Origin of the sequence: Terrimonas rubra (assembly GCF_042686025.1) — a bacterium.
GTDB lineage: Bacteria > Bacteroidota > Bacteroidia > Chitinophagales > Chitinophagaceae > Terrimonas > Terrimonas rubra.
Map to the genome: position 1 here is coordinate 2,660,728 of NZ_JBHUOZ010000003.1, position 20,166 is coordinate 2,680,893.

The window sequence follows — 20,166 nt, forward strand, 5'->3', positions numbered from 1 at the left end:
TCGAAACTCCTAGGAAACAACGTAGTGGTTAATTCGCTACCTTATCAAAAGCCACTACCGTTGCCACCGCACGGGTTTCGCCGGCATTTACTTTGAAATAAATACGTCCGTCGCCGGTGCTGCTGATGCTGGCATTGGTAGCTAAAATACCTTTTAACGCATCATTTACTTTGGCTGTATAATCGGTTTGTGCACTGGCACTGATAGCCTGGTTGAGTTTGTTATAATCCAGCTCCGATTTACTGGTTACAATAGCGATATAGTCTTTGTTGCCGTCGGCATCTGCTTCCATAGACTGACCTTTAGGGAACAAACGGTAACCGGTAATACCAAAGTAAGGAGAATGTTTGGATACCGTTTCACCCGGTTTTAAGTAAGGGAATAATACTGCGCTGCTGCCATCGGCCTGGCGCGAGAATATATACACATAACAGGGTGTGGCATTGGTTACTTCCATTTTAAAGCGGGTACCCACTTTAATAGGCGCTACCGATTGAAAGCTGTTACCGCCGGTAGAACGCAGCTGCATGTATTTTTTTGTGGTCGCATTCACATCTTCATAAGCCACCAGGCCAATATTACATTCCAATGCTTTTGCCGCTATATCATTTGTTTTAGGTAAAGCATCTATACCATAGGCTTCACGGGCATATTGCTGGAAATCGCCGTAACGTACCCAGCCTATACCATCCTTACCCCAGTCGCGGCCCCAGCTGTTCATGATCTGGAAGGCCCCGCCGAATTTACGGTCATCATAACCGATAATGGTCATGGCATGACCACCCATACCTACCATAGATGCGTCCATACCCTGTGGTGTCCACAGTTCCTTACCCATCATATCCTGCATAAAACTATTACCCACCATCATGCCTATCACCACGGGAGCATCTTTGCTCAGGTGTTCCTTAATGGCACGTACATTAATGGTTTGGGTATTACCATTGGTTAAGCGGGTATAACCGTGTATGGTGTTTTGACGGCCTGTATTGAAGTACTGGCTGGCATCGCGGCCACAATCGTTGGGATTGTAGGGATAACTGCTTAAAGGTACACCACCGTTCTTCTGCATGGCTTCCATGGCAAGGTTTACATAAGAACCCTGGCAGTCATCCAGTTTTATCTGGTTGTATAAGTAAGAGGGAGAAAATACGATAGTATTGGGATCGGCGCCGGTTGCCGCAGCCGTTAAAATGGTCTGGGCTGCATATGCACTGCTCCAGGCCACACAACTACCCTGTGATCCCTGGTCGCCGCGGGTAGGTGCATATCTTAATAGAGATACCGCTTCGGGTAATGGGTTTTTACCGGCCTCCGCTTCCAGTCCTTCATAAACGGAAGCTTTGTTAAACTGTTCGGGACTAAAGTTATAGCCACTCTGGGAGAACTGCCGGGCTATGTCGGCAACATTACAACCGCCACCACCTTTACCCAGTAAAAAATAAGCGCCTGCGCCCAGAATTAAGAGGAGAAAGATCCCTTTGCCTTTGAACAGGCTGAGCAGCATGGGTAATAAGGCAATTAAACCTCCCCCGCCGCCGGGAATACTGGGACGGTTACCACCGCCGCCACTATTATCGTTATAGTCATTTTGGTTCTGATCCTGCGGATCATCGGTCATTCTGATAGCCATGTGTATGTTTTTACCGGCTAAAAGTAGCAAGTTCGGCGCATATTTTTATAATATTTCGCCGTGTGGGCAAATAGTGGGTTTAATCAGGCAACGAATAGCTGTAAATGCCCGTCATTTTTGTAAGTTTGACCCATTGTTGAACCTCTAAAAAAATCCCCCAACATGTTTGTTACCAAAATCATCGGTTGTTCCTTATTGTTAAGCTTGACCATACCGGCTATCAGCCAGCAGAAAGCGCCCAAACTTGCTTTTGTACAGGGCGAAACCGTTACGGTTACCCTTAAACAGGAATCCACCGTAGCACAGGAGGTAATGGGCCGTAATATTGATTTTAAATCAAACAGTAATATTGAAAAACAATACAAGGTGACCAATGTAACGGAGGATAACAGTACGCTCAGCCACCAGTTAAAGCGTATCAGCTTTAAGGCGGACGGTATGGGCCAGGGATTCAACTTTGATTCCGATAATAAAAAAGACCTGGATGGCCAGCTGGGTAAACCCATTAAAGAGATCATGGGCAAAACCTATAACGTGATCGTTGACGGCTCGGGCAAAACCCTGATGAGCATTCCGCAAAGCTTTGACAAAAAAGCGAATGACCAGGCTAATATTGTTACCAACATGATACCCGGCCTGCAGGATGTAGCCAACCCGCCGGCTAAAGGCAGCAATAGCTTTTTTAAAGTATTACCTGATACTATACTGGTAAAAGGTTATTCCTGGACAACATCGGCCACTACCGCTACCGAAGTATCGGCTACGGTAAATACGATAGAAGATATTACAGACAGCGTGATCGTAGTAGGGTTCAGAACAGCCGCCGAATCGATCGTTACTTCGCAGATGATGAATATGGATGCCACCACCAAGATCAGCACCATTACTACCGGTAAAACCTATGTAGATAAAGCAACCGGTATCATCAAATCGCAATCAAGTGTAGCCGAGGGAAAAGGAACCGTAGAGGCCATGAACAGTGTAATGCCGATGACCATTAAAACAACGACGGAACTGACAGTGGGAAGAAGCGGGAATTAGATTTTAGATTTTAGATTTTAGATTTTAGATTTTAGATTTTAGATTTTAGATTTTAGATTTTAGATTTTAGATTTTAGATTTTAGAAAAAACTTTTTTGTATAGAAGGATATTGTGTGCCTGCTAAAGTTTTTTTATTTAATAGTCCAAAAAGCCCGCGACTTACGCCGCGGGCTTTTTTATACGCTGATTATTTTCACTTAGGAAATAACAACTATTAACCTTTGAACTTCTTGAACTTTTAAACCTTTTGAACTATTTAAGTCCCGCTTTCTTCGCAATATCCCTCCAGTCATAATAATGAAACACTTTACCGTTGCTCATGGCCACAAATAAACCATTAGGATAATTAGGTAAGGGTATGGCAGTTACTTCGGAGCCATCGCTTTCCAGGGTTGATACCGGTACTTTACCGATCAAAGGATGGTTGTTCTTATTATCCCTGGCGCCTTCCCGGGGGAAGATCATAAAGCTGTTGTCCTGCTGGTTAGATACCAGGATATAACCGGTGGAGTCGGTTGACTGGTAAATGGAAATACCTTCATGATCGGAGGTAAAGCCGGTAGTACCAAACAAGGCCAGCTCTTCGTTATTATTCATAGCCGGATCGGCATAGTATTTATGTACCCCTACCTGTTCATCGGAGTAATAAATAAACCCTAATTTATTATCAACGGCAATAGCTTCTATTTCTTTCTTACCACTGTATTTACCAAATTTCCTTACCAGGTCAAGGCCCAGTTTACCACCTTTATCTGTGAGGCGGTATTGCCATAGATAGCCGTCAGCAGGGCCTGTTTTACGGCCTACAATTACAAATACAGCACTATCCGAAGGACGGGTATAGACCGCAATACCCATCGGGTCACGCTGTTGTTCGCCTTCAAATACAGGTATACCCCCACCATCAACCGGTTTAAAATCGGGTATGGTATATATTCTCACCGCATTGGCCTCTCTTTCTGTTGTTAAAGCTATATCTACCCGCCGACCGTTGAGCAATACATCGTAAGCGATATCAATGTTATTCGGTCTTTTTAAGCCCGTTACTTTATTAACTATTTTACCCTGCAGGTCATACACATACAGGCCGCCACCGGTTTCTTTATCGGTGCCGATGATTAAACTTTTTGTGGTATCCTGTTTATTGATCCAGATAGCCGGATCATCGGTATCAAACTCAACCGGCTCGGTAACAGCTACCGGTTTAATAGCATCCGGCGCTATGGTACCGCCTTTTTTTTCGTTGTTACAGGCCGCCAGTAAAACAGCCAAACCTATCCATAAAAACGGGGGATATTTCATGCAGTTCATATTATATGATAAAACAAACTCGCCTGCCGGTTATCATGCCGGCAAGCGAGTAACTATCGGTTATATATTATTTACTTAAATCGAATTTAATACCTAAGTTAAACCTTGGGCCATAGTATTCCATTTGTGCTGTTCTTTGTTTAGCACCCTGGTAATAACGTAAGCCCTGGTTGGTCAGGTTATTGGCTTCGGCAAACAACCTGAATTTTTTGTTGAAAGCGTAAGAAGCATTCACATCCAGGAAAAACTGTTTGTCGTAATAACGGTCGTTGAAAGAATCTTCACCATAACCGGCATCATCACTATCATCCACATAAGCCGAGGTAAAGTTACCGGATATACGCACTACCAGTTTGCTGTTCTCATATGATAATGAAGCATTGAACATATGAGGCGCTGCTCCCGGAAGTTTTACATCGCTCCTGATCTTTTCGCCGTCAGCATAAATACCTTCGGTTTTGGAATAAGTATAGGTATAGTTAGCGTACACACCAAAGCCTTTCCAGATACCCGGTAAAAAGTCCAGCTGTCTTTGTGCCGCTATTTCAAAGCCCATTACATCTGCGCCTGAACCATTGCGACGTTGGGTAAAGCGCCATACTTCGCCTGCACCGATTGGATTAAATGTTGCTTCCGGAAAATCACGGCCAAATTTTTCAGCGTTATATTGATTATCAATATAAGTGAAATAGAAATTATCTAATTTTTTATAGAATACACCACCCGAGATCAAACCAACTGATTTGAAATATTTCTCTGCCATTACATCTACGTTTTTAGAACGTACAGGTTTTAAGGCGGGGTTACCGGCTTCCAGTTCCTGGTCGGCAGGGTTGATCAGGAAATAAGGCACCAGGTCATAATATTTAGGGCGTGCAATAGAATGTGTATAGGCTGCTTTTAACACCAGGTCCTTGGCAATATTATACTTTAAGTTCACACTGGGTAAAAAGTCGGTATAGTCATCTGTAAAGGTGTTTTGTCCTTTTAGTGTTTCTTCATCTTCCACAATATTACCGGTATACTTGAGGTTGGTATGCTCAATACGTACACCAATATTGGCTGAAAATTTATTGGTAAAGTCTTGTTTCAGACCAAGGAAACCTGCATAGATATTTTCAGAAGCGGTATAGTTACCTGCCAGGTATTCAGCCGGTACATCTGCTTCATCAAATAAAGTGTTATTCTTTAAATCCAACCCGCCTAAAAAGGCTTTATCAATAAATTGTCCCGCTACATAGTTTTTGCCGGCAAGGAAGTTATTGCTTGTTTTATTGATCAAAGGCAATAAGCTGATGTTGGCATAATTATCTTCATTGGCACCGATGGGCTCATATTCAAAGAAAGTATTTGCTCTTTCTTTTGATTTAGACCTTAAACGGCCACCAAAGTATAAACTACCTTTTTGTTCTTTAATAATGCTAACCGGTAATTCAAAGTTCAGTTTGGCATTCAGGTCTTTTTCAAACTGGTTTTGAAACTGTTCAGTTAACTCATCTAAACGGGTGTAACGATTAAATGCTTCACCATCAGTCAGCATGGGTTTTTCGGGGTCAAGAATGTTTTGCGTTACTGCAATATTCCTGCGTCCCATAGCGATATACCGTTCATTTGGTCTTTCTTCCGAAGCCTTGGCATATTGTACACTCCAGTTAGTTTTTAGTTTACCCCAGAAGTGATCACCGTTCAACGCTAAGGAACGTACACGCTGATCCTCTAACCTCGCACCATCTGTACGGCCGCCATTTAAACCACCTTTTGTCTGGCGCAACACTTCACCTCCTGTATAACCGGTGATCTCCCCATCGGCACCATATTGCAAAGTATAACCGGAACGGGTACGGTGACGCAGGCGGTAACGGTTCTCCCTGTCATCACGCCAGTTATAGGTACCGGTTAAATAGATAGTATTGCGTGGATCAATTTTAAAATCAACAGTAGATGAAATACTGCGGCGTATACGGGTTATATCATACACACGGATATCATGGTCGCTGATAAATTCTTTGCCATTCGCATCCTTGCTCCAAACAGCTTCCACGTTATCAGAACCGTATTTATTGGTATTGTAAGAGCCGTTCACAATAAAACCCAAACGCTGGTCTTTTGTGCGGGTGCCTATCAATAAGTTGGCAGTACCGTTAAAGCCCTGCCTGATATCGCTGTAACCACCGGCCAGTGTTCCGGAGATACGTAAACCATTGGGAGCAGAACGTGTAACCAGGTTTACAGAACCACCGATCGCATCGGCATCCATATCGGCCGTTAAAGTTTTATTTACCTCTACGGTTTGCACCATGTCTGCAGGTATCAGGTCCATCTGTACACGGCGATTGTCACCCTCAGCAGAAGGAACACGCTCGCCATTTAAGGTAACCGCATTAAACTCAGGGCCCATACCCCTGATAACAATGTTACGGGCCTCGCCCTGGTCGTTTTGCATGGTAATGCCGGGTACACGTTTAATGGCGTCACCGATATTGGCATCGGGAAAACGGCCGATCTGGTCGGCACTTACAATATTGGTAATATTACCGCTGTTGCGTTGCTGGTTCAGGGCTTTGGCCTGGCCTTTTAAACGGTCGCCCAGTACGATCACCTCGTTATCGGTAACCACGGCACCGCTTTTTAATACTTCCGTTACCTGGAGTACCTCCGTACCGATCTTGATTTCTTTGGTACTGTTACCATACCCTATATAGGTAATGGAAAGATTATAATTACCGGATGATAACTGAATAAAAGCTTCCCCGTTTCTATCGGTCACTACGGTATGTTTACCGGGTTTAACGTCAATAGTAGCACCGGGAAGATTGAGATTGTCCTCATCTTTTACTTTAATTTTTACACCACTTTTTTGGGCAGCGGCAGTAAAAGAAAGGAACAGAACACATAAGCAGCTAAATAATGTAAGCTTCATAAGCCGTTTTAATTTGCGGCAAAAGTATTGGCGCTATATTAAGCCATTGTTACGCCAGTGTGACGGAATTATTAACAGAGGGCTAATTTGGCAATTAGTTAATTTGGGAATTTGGAAATGAGAACGTTGAGTGGCGTTGATGTTGCACAAGTGAGTGACACAACAGGCGATGCCAGTAGTACCGAAGCCGGTAAACGGAAAGGATATAGTAGGTAGATTATAGTATTGAGATTTGGATACATAGTATACAGACCCGGTACGGGAAAAGGTCTCAAAGCGTAAATCTTCCATCCAAAATCTTCGATCTTAAATCTCCCATAATAGTTACCTTTGCGCCCCATGGCAAACAGTTTACCACACGATAGTATCAGGCCTTACGAGCAGTCGGAAAAAGGCAAAAAAGAACAGGTGGCCGATATGTTTAACAACATTGCCGGCAAGTACGATTTTATGAACCGCTTTTTATCTGTTGGTACCGATATAGGCTGGCGTAAAAAGGCGATAAAATGGTTACAACCCGTTGCTCCTCAACACATACTGGATATTGCCACCGGTACGGGCGATATGTCCATCATGGCCTGTAAAATGTTAAAGCCTCGCCAAATTACGGGTATTGACATATCTACCGAAATGCTGGAAGTAGGCCGCAAAAAGATTGAGAAAGAAGGACTTGTTGATAAAATTACCCTGCATACCGGTGATTCGGAGGCAATAAAATTTAATGACAATACGTTTGATGCTGGAATGGTGGCATTTGGCATCCGCAACTTTGAGAACCTGGAACGGGGACTGCAGGAGATATTAAGGGTTTTACAACCCGGGGCGCCCTTGGTTATTTTAGAGTTTTCCAAACCTAAACAACCTTTTAAATCGCTTTATAACCTGTACATGAAATTAGTTGCGCCCAACGTAGCACGTATGATAACCAAAGATCAGCAGGCATACGAATACTTAACGGCATCGGCCAATGCTTTTCCTGAACGTAAACAGTTAATTGATATTTTAAACAAAGCAGGTTATACCGATACCCGTTACAAATCGTTAAGCTTAGGCATATGTTGCATCTACACAGGAAAAAAGCCACTGTCCTAAATATTGTTGTAGCAATTCTTTTTTTATTTGTTGCGCAGGATGATCTGCAGGCGCAGTTCCGAGAACCCAACCTGCCCAACCACGACGAAAAACCGTATTATTTTGGTATCACGCTGGGCGGTAATATGTCCAGCTTCCGTACTTCTTTACATTCCCGTTTTTTACAGGATGATAGTGTATATGTTGCTGAGCCCAATAACAATGGTGGCCTTTCCTTAGGTTTATCCGCTACCCTGCGCTTAGCCAATCGTTTAGAGACCCGGTTCAACCCGCAGCTGATTTTTATGAACCGCAGTATACGTTACGTAACCAAATATCCGGAAGGCGTGGAAAACAGTACCAATAATGTAAAGAACATTGAGTCTATCCTTGTTTCCTTTCCCTTACAGTTAAAATTCCACAGCGACCGTATTCATAATTTCCGGGTGTACATGCTGGGCGGCGGCAAGGTTGATTTTGACCTGGCCAGTAATGCCCGTGCCCGCCGTGCTGACGACCTGGTAAAATTACAGAAACTGGATTATGGCGCTGAACTGGGTATTGGTTTTAATTTTTACTTCCCCACTTTCATTCTCTCCCCCGAAATTAAAGTAAGCCAGGGGCTGCGTAATATCCATAGCCGTGATGCCAACTTAAAATACTCCAGTGTTATTGATAATATACAGTCACGTATGATCGTGTTCACTTTGCATATTGAAGGGTAAGTTGTGAATGAGGAATGATGAATTATGAATGAGGAATTATAAATTTTAAGTTCCCTGTCTCTCTATACTAAATATTCTTACTTAGTACTGCCTGTTGTTTCCCGGCCGTATCCCGCAAAAAAAATAAACCCTGCACGCAACCCTTTTGGTATGGATGGCTTCTTGGGGTTACCAACCAACATTTTTTTTTGCAAAAACTCTCTGCCATATTTTTGTTAGCATTGCTGTCGCTGTTCTTTCACGGGCGGCAATTAAGTTATATGCAATGTGTACTGATCAATGAATTTCGCCAGGGCGTTGCACTTTGCGATTGCCAGCAAATAACCAATATACAGCCGCAGGATGCTGATACGCAGAAAGACCATGCACAACACCAGCATTTTTCATTGGCCGAATGGTATATACAGCAGCCTGTCTGCACAGTAGCCGTCATCATTCATACATCCAATCCTGCTCCTGAAATCCCTTATACACAAGGCTTGTATCACCAGTTCCATTTCTCCATTCTCAAGCCGCCACAGCCAGTTATGGCTTAATCAACGTTTTATATACAATCCAAACTATTGTTGCCTAACAATGGCCAGGCATTACTATGCCCTGTTGTAATACGCTTGATCTCCATTACTGTTACTTACAAAACTGGTTCACTCATTAAATAAAAAAACATGAAATATATCGTGATGGCATTGTTATGCCTGTACCTCAACCAAACAATCATTGCACAAACCAATAACCAGGCCCCGGATCCTGTTATTTACGGGAGCTTTCAACCCCGCCTGCTGGAACAGGCACCTTATGCCGCCTGGTATAAACCTAATTATGAAAAATATAATGCTGATCCTGAAATATTGAAACGCCTGCAGCAAATAAAAACCAAGGGCCTGCACATACAGGTATTCCTGGGTACCTGGTGCGGCGACAGTAAACGGGAAGTACCGGCTTTTGTAAAACTGCTGCACCAGATGCAATTCCCTCAACAGCAGTTTCAGCTGATCGGCCTGGGTGGCAGTGATTCCCTGTATAAGCAAAGTCCCGCCGGTGAAGAAAAAGGCTTAGGCATATTCCGGGTACCTACTTTTATTGTTTACCAAAACAATATTGAGCTGGGGCGTATCAATGAATACCCCATTCAATCATTAGAAGCCGACCTGTTAAAGATCCTTTCCGGTCAAAGCTATCAGCCGAATTATGGTTCTTTTTCGCAGTTAAGGGATTGGCTGAATAATAATATTCTCATACATCCCAATACCAGCATCCGCGGGTTAAGTCAGCAGGTAAAAAACAAAGTGAGTAATGAGTACGAGTTAAACAGCCTGGGGCAATTGCTCATAAAACAAGGTAAGCCCGCCGACGGTTTAAAAGTACTGGAGATGAATACCTGGTTATACCCCGAAGCCTTTATGCCTCATTACGCTTTAGGAAATAACTACCTGTTACAAAAGAACTATCTGCAGGCCCTGTTATATTTAGAAAAATCGCTGGAACTAAATAAGGAAACGCAGTATACCCGGCATATTCTTAACTTATTATACGAGGCAAAAGAAAAGTCAAAATCACTGTAAAAAACATCCTTTGATCAGTAGGCCGGCAAAATTGCCGGCCTACTGATTTTATACCTTATTAGTTTGGCAGATAATGAATTATATTCCGTAATTTGTTTTATAAACCTACTTTAAATTATTCCTGTAAAATTCCACATGCCCAAACCAATACGTTATATCGCTATTGATGATAACCCTGTAGATACCCTGTTGCTGCAACATTATGCAGCTGAATACCCTTTTTTACAGGCCATTGCCAGTTTTGATACCCCCATGGCTGGCATGAAAGCTATTGAAACACAACAACCCGACCTCGTATTCCTGGATGTGGAGATGCCTGGTGCAAGCGGCATAGAAGTACTTCGTTTTTTGCAGGAAAAAATTCCGTTGGCCGTGTTTATTACTTCGCATGCCGAGTTTGCTGTAGAAGGGTTTGAGCTATCCGCATTTGATTATATTGTAAAGCCCTTAACACCGGAACGTTTTGCCAAAACTGCTGCCAGGTTAAAGGATTACCGGGAAATGAAAGACCAGGCCCAATCTTATAAATTACTTTTTGAAACTGACAGTATCATTTTTTCCGAAGGTTATAATAAAATAAAACTGTCCCTGCACGATATTGTATATTTAGAAGCCATGCAGGATTATACGAAGATAGTAACGCCAACACGCAATTATCTTACGCTTACCACGCTGACCGCCATGCTGGAAAAACTGCCTGCCGAGCTGTTTGCCCGTATTCACCGGAGTTATGCAGTAGCCATTTCAAAAATCAAGGCATTAAAAAGCAACGAGCTGGTATGTATGGATACCGTTTTACCTATTGGTAAAACATATCGATCGGCCATAGCCCAACTAAAATGGTAACCTGTATGAAACGGATAATATGGTTCCTGTTATTGTTTACAGTGGTTACGCAAACCCGGGGACAGGTGGCCCCCGACCTTTCTACTTATAAAACATTAAATGAAAAAGTAGATGCCTGGCGCACCTATTGTAATAAACTGCTTACTGAAACATTCGAGTACCGTAAACTAATTGGCGAAGCCAAAAAAGGTTTGTTGCTTGTACCGGATGACAGCATTGCTAAAAAAGCCATGTTTAACCTGTTTGCCGGTTGTGCATATGAAAACACCAACCAGCTTGACAGTGCTGTTTTTTTCCTGAAACGGGCCGCTGAGTTATCTCAAAAAATAAACAAAACTTCTTATGAAATAACAGCATTAAGCCGGTTAAACTATGTATATGGTTATTTAAGAAATACGGTAATGGTAAACAATACCGTTAAACGAATGACAGAGATCGGGAATAAGTCAACCGATGTTACCACAAAACAGTTGGCGATGGATGCTGTGGCAAAGTATTATACAGATATTAATGACTATCAAAAAGCGATTGAATATACCATTATTGCAACCGACCTGTATAAAGAAGCCCTAAGAACCGATACCCTTATTACATCAACCATTAATTTAGGATACGATTACAGCAACCTGGCCAACCTGTTTAACCAGATAGGACAACATGCTAAAGCAATTGATTATTTAGAACAGGCAAGAGCTATTATTGGAGACAGAGCCTTAACCGGTAATGAAGAAACCTTGTATCTATATTTCCTGCAAAGTTATTTAGGGCTAAACCAACCTGATAGTGCACAGTATTATTACCATCTCATGTATAAAGGTATGACAGGCCGGGATACGTTGTTTTATATGCTCAGCACCGCCAATTATTTATATGGTCAATATTATTTAGATAAAAACAATATTGACAGTGCTTATTATTACGGTAAAAAAAGTAAGGCGCTGGCATTAAAGGCCGAGGAGGTGAGCACAACCACCCAATCCGGAGAACTGATGGGTACCATCTATTACCACCAGGGTAAATACGATGAAGCCTTACAAGAATTAAAAACTATACTTAACTACTCCTTTGATTTTCATAAAGAAAGTTATGCTGACATTCATAAAATAATAGCCGATTGTTATGCCAAACAAATGCGGTGGGACAGTGCTTATGTACATTATAAAATGTATAGTGAAATGTCGGATACCCTGATGCATGCTGCCGCCAACAAAAACTTTGCAGAGGCCGAAGCCCGGTATCAGAATAAGGAAAAACAACAGGAGATCATCAGTAAAAACCTGAAATTATCTGTTGCACAAAAAGAAAAAGTATGGCTTATTTCAGGCATCGCATTGTTAACATTAAGCGGGGTTTTATTATTTGTCAACTTCCGTAATAAGAAAAAGCTGGCCGGGCTGCTGTTAGAAAAAAACCGGTCGCTGGAACAACTCAATACCCGGTTAAATGAAGCTAATCAGACCAAAACAAAATTATTTGGCATTATCAGCCATGACCTGCGTTCTCCCATCAGCCAGGTATACCAGTTTCTAAAATTGCAACAGCTAAATCCTGATGCATTAACACCCGAGCAAAAATCAGTGCTCAGTGAGAAAATACAAACGGCCACCGGTTCCTTATTAGAAACAATGGAAGACCTGTTGATCTGGAGTAAGACACAAATGAACGCATTTCATATAGATATACAGGAAGTTGAAATAGTACCTGTTATTCAGGCCTGTCAAAATTTATTACAGTTAAACAGTGAAGCCAGGAACATCAGTTACCAAACTGATCTGCCCGAAAACATTACTGCCAAAACAGATAGTTATTATTTACAAACCATCATCCGTAACCTCTTACAAAACGCCATTAAGGCTTCGCCTCAAAACGGTATAATCAACATCAATGCCAGCCAGCAGCAAAACCGTACAATCATCAGTATTCAGAACCGGGGAGCTGCCTATACGCAAAAGGAATATGAAGCATTCATTCAAGACCCTGAAAGTGCCAAAAGTTTTAATGGTCTTGGTTTACGGCTGGTGCATGAGCTTTCGCAAAAAACAGGTATTACTATTACCTTTTCTGCCCCGGAACCTGATACCACACAAGTTACTATCAGCGTATAGGCTATCAAAATATATAGTCTATGACGTTAATCGATTTTACCCCGCCGTTTATCGGTTAGTTTTTTAACTAATGCCTGAACAAAATATTTTTATGCTTTAATTCAACCCCGGTTGATAACCTTAAAGCATAAACAATGAAAACTTTACTTTACTTCTACCTGCTATTCTTTTCTATTACATTTTTACCTTCCTGCAAAAAAGATAAAGATACACCTGCTGCAAAAAAGGTAATGATGACAAAAACCATCACGACAAAACCCGGACAAGCGCCCTTTACCATTATCTATAATTACGATGCTGCGGGCCAGTTAGTATCTTATAAATATGACAATATTACTGTTACTACCATTACAAGAAATGCAAACGGACAGGTAACAAAAACGACGGATGCCAATGCTACTACCGGTGTTATAGTCGGGGGCGTAAATTTTTACTATGATGCAGCCGGTAAATGTATTAAAAGAGAGTCATTATCATCCTCCGGTAGCGTAACATTTTACTACACTTTCACCTATCAGAGTAATATGTTCGTCTCAAAGCAATACAACCCGGCCGGTAGTGCCGGTGAATATTTTGAAAGTTATTATACAGCTGATGGGAAAAATATACAATCAAGAAAATTATATACTAATACCGGTACTTTAAAATCAATATATACCTATCAATACGATACTAAATACGGAACTGAATTGGCCATGCCGTTCTCCGATATTTCTCCCATCGTTCCAACAGCCAATAATGTAATTGCGTACACCTCCTCAATAGTGCCCGGCGCAACTACTAATTACAGCTATACCTATGCTTATAACAACGACGGCTATCCTGTAAAAAGAGTAAGTAATGACGGTACAGAAACCACGTTTGAATATGTTAGCTGGTAAATTACGCTTAACCATTTAATACCAGCTATACAAACTCATTCCTATTATTCAGGCCAATATTTTATCCGTTTATCGATTTCCGGTCGCCGTTAATCGGTTGGTTTTTATTGGTACTAATCAATTATTTAGGTTTGTTTTTAAGTAAACCCTTACACTATGCAACACATAAAACTATTATCCGTATTTGTATTAATTATAAGTCTGTCTCTTTTATCCTGTAAAAAAGATGCAGCACCAAAGAACAAAACTACCCTGCTGCAAAAAAGATCGTATACACAGGGTACTTCCAGTTGGGCCGAAGAGCTGCAGTATGATGACAGAGGGAGGGTAATCGGCTTTATTGCCACTAACTCCGAACCAACCTTCAATTATTCTGCTACTATTATGCGCAACAGTGAGGGCAAAATAGCCCGTCTTACATTCAGTGATAACCGGGGCTATTATGTGTATGAACACAATGCACAGGGCAAGCTGATAAAAACCAGTGGTTTTCAAACCTCCGGTGCAGCCGGTTTTTATGAAACCTATACCTATTATGACGACAGGTATGAAACCTTTGCGTATAACAGCGCTGGTTTATTTACAGGAAAAAACATTTACTATTATACGACCGATAAAAAGAATATTGCTATCCGGAAACAATATAACAGCAGCCTGGTACAAACTCAGGAAGTTACCTTTACTTATGCCGAAAGCAAAAACAATTATACTGCTTTTGTGGAATCATCTCCTTTTGTATCCGCAAATATGATCGCGTCCGAAGTAACAAAAACCTTTTCTCCGGCTTCCACCAATACAGCAACTTCTTCCTATACCTATAACGCGGACGGGTCTCCTGCTACCATGAACAAAACGTATACCAGTGGCATGAATCCGCTTACCGGGAAATATGAATATATCACCCGTTAACGCTACTTTTATTATATTATATATTAAAAACTATACAAGATGAAAACCCTTAACCTGCTACTTGTCTTTATCATTGCCGCTATTCTCACTTCCTGTGGTAATACCGCCTCTGAAAAAACAGCAACCAATGAACCGGAAAAAAACACTTCGCAAGCAGATGATTATTATTTCGATTTTACCGTGGACGGGAAACCGGTACATGTAAATCCCGATAACATACTAACCAGTTATAATAATTTCAGTGGTAAAATAGAATTTAAAATATTTGCCGGTAATGAAGGTGGGCCTCAATTAATATTGACCATTCCCAACGATATGTCAAAACCCTCTACTACCCCTTCCGGATCTTCCGAAGCAGGTTATAGTATTTCACAGGGAAGTGTTTCCTTGCAGGACTATCCTGAAAAGGGGGATACCTTCAATAGTTTTGACTTTACTGCTAATCCGCCACTGACACCGGTACCCGATGCCATCATTGTTACATCCAGTGAAAAATTGGGTGAAGAAGGCCGCGCCATCACCGGTACTGTCAACGTGGTAACGATACCCGGTAATAATCCTAAAAACGACCCCACCGTTAAACCTTATACTATCACCGGCAAATTCAGGGTAAAACACCTGTTTAAAGGTGATAAATTTTAATTTACTGTTGCTTTTAAATAACTGTAATTCTTTTTTAGCTTTCCTTATTTTTTTTCATCCTTAATTTTCATTCTCACCACAACCGGGTTTGATTTACGGCTACCCTGTTTAAAAAAGTTTTGCATAATAGCGTTATACACCGGCTTTTTATCTGCCGTAGCTTCTTTCACGGTAAATAAACGCAATGCGGAAACACTGCTATAAAAAAAGCCATCCTGGTAACCCAGGCCATCTATCGAAGCCCTGAAGCCATCCATGATCGGTAAAAAAGCATTGGCGCTATCAGGTAGCATACGTTCTATTGAACTCAGTCTTCCGGATGCCAGGTTATAAATAAAATTATACTGTTTACTGTTTTCTGAACCGTAGCCCCAGGAATAAGTAGCGGCATCAATTTTAAATATAAAATAATTGTTTTTGATCAGGATATTACTGATCCCCGTGATGATATGTTCCTTACGCCACCGGTGATCCTTACGCAGGCTGTCTATCATAGCAATATTCTTCGTTTCTCTTATATCCTTATCCATCGTACGGCTCAGGGGAAATACAACCTGGTAAAGCTTTTCTGCTGTATCAGTTGTTATTCTATACACATTAAAATCAAAAGGCGTAGCTACATAAGTCTGTCCCTGTTCCGGTAAATAACGGGGCCAGATGCCTCCTACCAGACCACACAGAGCCGGGTTATCTTTTTGATTATAAGGTAAAAAAGCTTTGTATACCGAATCCCCCTTGTATACTTTCAATAAATTAAATACACTATCCTTTGGTTTATCATCCGTACCATAATGACAACCTTCCGCCGTCAGGAAAAAATTATTACCAAACGGCATCCTTCCTTCTTTAGAACTGTTTTTAAATACAGTTTTATCGCCAAACTTATTGCCTGTTAAATCATAATACGTAGTGACCGTCTTCTCCGTATTAAAATTGTATACATTGAGCGTTATGGTATGGGCCGTCCTGTCATAATGTATCCGTGGATAAGATTGCTCGCCCGTTTTAACCTTCCGTATGAATTTCCCGTCCGGGGTAAAAAACAAAACTGCTTTGGTATCATCATCCGTTACCACCATACTACTATCTGTAATAATGAGTTGTGATATCTGGCCAAACAAACTTTCTTTTGTTGTTTCTAAAGGTATATAATCTACCTGGTCAAAATAGTCTGAGATAGTTCCGCCGTATGCATTGGCAGGATCAATACGTAATTTGGGTACTGCCTGTGCAAACAGGCTGCCTGTACACAACAGGCATATCCATAAGAAATAAAACTGTTTAAGCATACGCATAAGTTATTATTTACAACATCTTACTTCCCGAATTTCCGGGGAAAATAAGACAGGGTGATCATATAATATTGCTGCAGGGTATTCTGGTACCCGAAAGTCTGGCTATTGGGACTGGCCAGGTTAATAATATTTTTATTCTGCCGCAGCAGGTCCAAAGCCGAGAATTTTACTTCTCCCCGATTGGCTTTCAGGAACCGGTAAGTCAGGCTTGCATTCCATATGGTAAAGTTAACCGGCACCTGGTTATTGCTACTGTTCCTGAAATAAGTAACATTACTGCTCCAGGTCAGGTTTTTGGGTAACTGCAAACTACCGCTTAACTGCGTATTATAGTTCCGGGCTATAAATACATTATTGTTAATACCCGTTTGTTTGGATTCATTATACCCAATTCCCTGCTCTGCCTGTATGGTCACCACATCCTTAAAACTATAATCAATGGTAATAGCACCGTTACCATTCAGTTTTTTGGCAATACGATAAATGTCTTCAATGTATTGTGGTGTTCTGCTGATAAAACCTCCCAGTCTGAATCCAACCTGGTAAGCATGTTGTTTTACCTTAATAGATTTTCTTACCGTTGTATTCAGGTTGGCATTTCTGAAGCCGTTAATATTGGTATAATAGTTTGTTCTCACACCTGCTGTGTTGTAAAAGCTACTGTCTGTTATATAATCACTGGCATTTCCAACACCCGCATTAATATTAAAACTAAAGGGATTTTTTGCTTTCCGGGAACTGTATTGAAAATTAAAACCCAGGTTGCGGTTCTCCTGCGGCTTTATGGCCGGGTTACCTTTGGGTATAAACCAGATATTTGAACTATCTACCAGTGGTGCTATATGAAACAGATCAGGATATTTAAAAGAGCTGTTATAACTGAGGGAGTAGTTGATAGAATAAGCGCCATGTTGTTCATTCATTCTTGATACCGAAATATTGGGTATCATATTCCAGTACTTATAATTGAAGTTCTGGGTGATGCTTGTCGCCTGGTGTTTATAGCTATAATATTGCGCTTCCATGGTGGCTGAAATAAATATCGCTTTTGTATAACGGTTACTCAGCTGTTTGAAAAAAGTTTTTGAAATACCCAGATTAGGTTTAAAGTTAAAAATATCCTCATCCCTTTTATTGGTTAAATAAGTATTCAGTATATGTTTATTCAACCCGGCATCAAAATCCAATACGCGGTCATCATACTTGTTATTGGTTAATACGGCTGCAGCCCTGAGTGAAATATTAATATCCCATAATCTCATTTTACCAAATATCAATTTCTTGATCTCCGGGTATTCTAATGTTATATCATTGGTAACAGATAATTTATCCTGTTTATCGTACAGACGACTGTAAATTTTGCTATCCTGCCCCGGTACATAAGAAGTGAATGTTGAATTGTTGGTACTCCGGCCGTTATCATCCATTACATTCAGTTTATAACCCAGGTTTACCCGTTTGGAAAAACGATTGAAGTTCTTGTAATTATTGTCCATCCTGTTCAGGCTTAATCCCAGGTTAAACTGCCTGGTATCGTTGGCATTTGTCCGGATGGCATTATTGGTACTAATTAACCCTGTGGCATTGCTTTGTGTTTCATTCGATTCACTCCTGCCATTTGTCTGACCCAGGTTTATGCCGGCATTGAGTGTTGTGTTCAGCTTTTCGTTTCTTTTACTGAAACTAGTCTGTAAAGAGTGATTGGTACTGATATTACTGTTGACCGCAACAGCTTCCTGTGTGAGTAAATTATTTTCACCGGTAAAAATATTGGTGGTGGTATTGCGCTCTGTAAGGGTATTATTGCGCCGGAAAAAATAATCACCGGTAAGCCGGCTTGATTTGTAATAAGTCGGATCAGCAATAAAGTCATACTGAAAATTGGCGCCGGCGGCAACCGGTTTATTTAAGCCTGCCATCCTGAAATCCGTCTGGTAATCGATATTGGCGCCAATGCCTTTGTAACTTGCCTGCTGGATAAGCTGGCTCAGGCTTCTTACTGTTTTATTAATATTATTGGTAGCCGCCACTACACTCACCTGCATTTTGGGGTTGAACATGCCAAACATACCATCCAGTGCATAACGTTTATCCGATCCATACCCCACCGATGCTTTACCAAAGTGGCCGGTGTTTTTTTCTTCCTTTGTTTTGATATTGGCATGCATTACGGAGTCCAGGGGATTGTTCTCATTTTTTTGCTGGTACACCTGTATTTTCTGTATCGCATCCTTGGAAATATTTTGTGTAGCCACGCTGGCGTCGCCACCCATAAAAGGTTTACCGTTTACCAAGACCGAGCTGATCGTTTTACCGTTAAAGGTCATCTCTCCATCACCCCAGATAGTGAAACCAGGTAGCCGTCTCATCAGGTCCTCAGCTGTTGCATTCTTATCCATTTTAAAGGCGGCTGCATTAAACTCCAGTGTATCGCCGTTCATACGCATGGGTATTACACCGGTAACCACTACTTCATTCTCTACCGTACTACTGTCATCATCGCCTTTCCGGTCTAAATAAAGTTTACCAAGGTCTAGTTCTGGCTTCGCATTTGTAATGGTAATAGGCTTAACCATTGTTTTATATCCCACATGTGTAACAACCAGCTGCACAGGTGTATTAAAAGGGATAGGCTTTAATAGGAATTCCCCGTAGTTATTGGGTAAGGTATAGTTGAGTAAACTGGAATCAGCGAGTTTATAGAGGGCAATGCTGGAACTGCTTAAGGCAAAATTATATGCAGAATCAAATACTATCCCCTTGATGGCACCATAGGATGCTGTGCTGTCAGCACGTTGTGCCTGGGCCCTGGTGTTTATGCAAAAAAATAACAGCATTAACGCTGTTGTAATAAAGTTAATCAGGTTATACCGCTTAACTATTGGTGGTTGTAAAAGCATTAGTATGGCTGGCTTAAATAGTTCACCAAATATAATGATCAACTAGTTAAAAGCTTGTTATTGTTAGTTATGGTTTTTGCCGTCAGTAGTAATTCTTATGATCGTCCCTTGCGTCGCACACTTGTACGTCTTCAACGCTATGCAGCAGCCGGGTGCAAGTCACCGGGGTAAGGGGTAGAGGGGTTGGTTGTTATCTCCCGCAGATTTTCGCGGATGAGTACAGCGCAGATGAGCGCTGATCGGTTTCGGGTTTGCTTTTAGCATTCAGCTTTTTGCCTTTAGCCTTTTGCTTTCAGCTTTCGGCTTTAAGCTTTGATTCAGGTA

Annotated in this window: 15 protein-coding genes; 10 read left to right on the forward strand and 5 right to left on the reverse strand. The window is 41.4% G+C overall.

The genetic code is table 11. The annotated features are described in order from the left end of the window. Positions 1-28: 28 nt before the first annotated feature. Positions 29-1,633: a C1 family peptidase gene (locus tag ACFS6H_RS20595; protein ID WP_386103541.1), complete on the reverse strand. Its 1,605-nt coding sequence runs from the start codon at positions 1,631-1,633 to the stop codon at positions 29-31. 162 nt (positions 1,634-1,795) lie between these two features. On the opposite strand from ACFS6H_RS20595, the gene ACFS6H_RS20600 reads away from it, so the two are divergent. Next, the gene (locus ACFS6H_RS20600) at positions 1,796-2,674 is read left to right on the forward strand and encodes a DUF6263 family protein (RefSeq protein ID WP_386103543.1); all 879 of its coding nucleotides are present in this window, start codon (positions 1,796-1,798) and stop codon (positions 2,672-2,674) included. 253 nt (positions 2,675-2,927) lie between these two features. On the opposite strand, the gene ACFS6H_RS20605 is transcribed toward ACFS6H_RS20600, so the two are convergent. Together ACFS6H_RS20605 and ACFS6H_RS20610 are read right to left on the reverse strand one after the other, a co-directional pair. Beyond that, positions 2,928-3,977, reverse strand: a complete 1,050-nt coding sequence (locus ACFS6H_RS20605) for a phytase (protein ID WP_386103545.1) — start codon at positions 3,975-3,977, stop codon at positions 2,928-2,930. 76 nt (positions 3,978-4,053) lie between these two features. Further along, positions 4,054-6,906 (reverse strand): TonB-dependent receptor, encoded by a 2,853-nt coding sequence (locus tag ACFS6H_RS20610; protein ID WP_386103547.1) that lies wholly within the window; start codon positions 6,904-6,906, stop codon positions 4,054-4,056. Positions 6,907-7,245: 339 nt separating this feature from the next. Here ACFS6H_RS20610 and ubiE point away from each other — a divergent pair, with 339 nt between their 5' ends. The 9 genes from ubiE (at position 7,246) to ACFS6H_RS20655 (ending at position 15,647) form a co-directional block, all read left to right on the forward strand. Beyond that, on the forward strand, positions 7,246-7,998 hold the full coding sequence (ubiE, locus tag ACFS6H_RS20615) for a bifunctional demethylmenaquinone methyltransferase/2-methoxy-6-polyprenyl-1,4-benzoquinol methylase UbiE (RefSeq protein ID WP_386103549.1): 753 nt from the start codon (positions 7,246-7,248) through the stop codon (positions 7,996-7,998). Further along, a complete protein-coding gene (porT, locus tag ACFS6H_RS20620) occupies positions 7,962-8,702 on the forward strand; it encodes a type IX secretion/gliding motility protein PorT/SprT (RefSeq protein ID WP_386103551.1) in 741 nt (246 codons plus the stop codon). Before ubiE ends, porT begins: the two co-directional genes overlap by 37 nt. A 188-nt stretch (positions 8,703-8,890) precedes the next feature. Further along, a complete protein-coding gene (locus ACFS6H_RS20625) occupies positions 8,891-9,238 on the forward strand; it encodes a hypothetical protein (RefSeq protein ID WP_386103553.1) in 348 nt (115 codons plus the stop codon). A gap of 129 nt (positions 9,239-9,367) precedes the next feature. Then, positions 9,368-10,264 (forward strand): hypothetical protein, encoded by an 897-nt coding sequence (locus ACFS6H_RS20630; RefSeq protein ID WP_386103555.1) that lies wholly within the window; start codon positions 9,368-9,370, stop codon positions 10,262-10,264. Between the two features lie 135 nt (positions 10,265-10,399). Beyond that, on the forward strand, positions 10,400-11,110 hold the full coding sequence (locus ACFS6H_RS20635; protein WP_386103557.1) for a LytR/AlgR family response regulator transcription factor: 711 nt from the start codon (positions 10,400-10,402) through the stop codon (positions 11,108-11,110). Positions 11,111-11,115: 5 nt separating this feature from the next. Further along, complete coding sequence (locus ACFS6H_RS20640; protein WP_386103559.1) at positions 11,116-13,215, forward strand: tetratricopeptide repeat-containing sensor histidine kinase; 2,100 nt, start codon at positions 11,116-11,118, stop codon at positions 13,213-13,215. Between the two features lie 134 nt (positions 13,216-13,349). Beyond that, the gene (locus tag ACFS6H_RS20645) at positions 13,350-14,096 is read left to right on the forward strand and encodes a hypothetical protein (protein WP_386103561.1); all 747 of its coding nucleotides are present in this window, start codon (positions 13,350-13,352) and stop codon (positions 14,094-14,096) included. Positions 14,097-14,252: 156 nt separating this feature from the next. After that, on the forward strand, positions 14,253-15,005 hold the full coding sequence (locus ACFS6H_RS20650) for a hypothetical protein (protein ID WP_386103563.1): 753 nt from the start codon (positions 14,253-14,255) through the stop codon (positions 15,003-15,005). A gap of 39 nt (positions 15,006-15,044) precedes the next feature. Then, complete coding sequence (locus ACFS6H_RS20655; protein ID WP_386103565.1) at positions 15,045-15,647, forward strand: hypothetical protein; 603 nt, start codon at positions 15,045-15,047, stop codon at positions 15,645-15,647. A 44-nt stretch (positions 15,648-15,691) separates the two neighbouring features. On the opposite strand, the gene ACFS6H_RS20660 is transcribed toward ACFS6H_RS20655, so the two are convergent. After that, on the reverse strand, positions 15,692-16,942 hold the full coding sequence (locus ACFS6H_RS20660) for a 6-bladed beta-propeller (RefSeq protein ID WP_386103567.1): 1,251 nt from the start codon (positions 16,940-16,942) through the stop codon (positions 15,692-15,694). Between the two features lie 20 nt (positions 16,943-16,962). Continuing rightward, positions 16,963-19,779, reverse strand: coding sequence for an outer membrane beta-barrel protein (locus ACFS6H_RS20665; protein ID WP_386103569.1), 2,817 nt, complete (start codon positions 19,777-19,779; stop codon positions 16,963-16,965). Positions 19,780-20,166 lie beyond the last annotated feature (387 nt).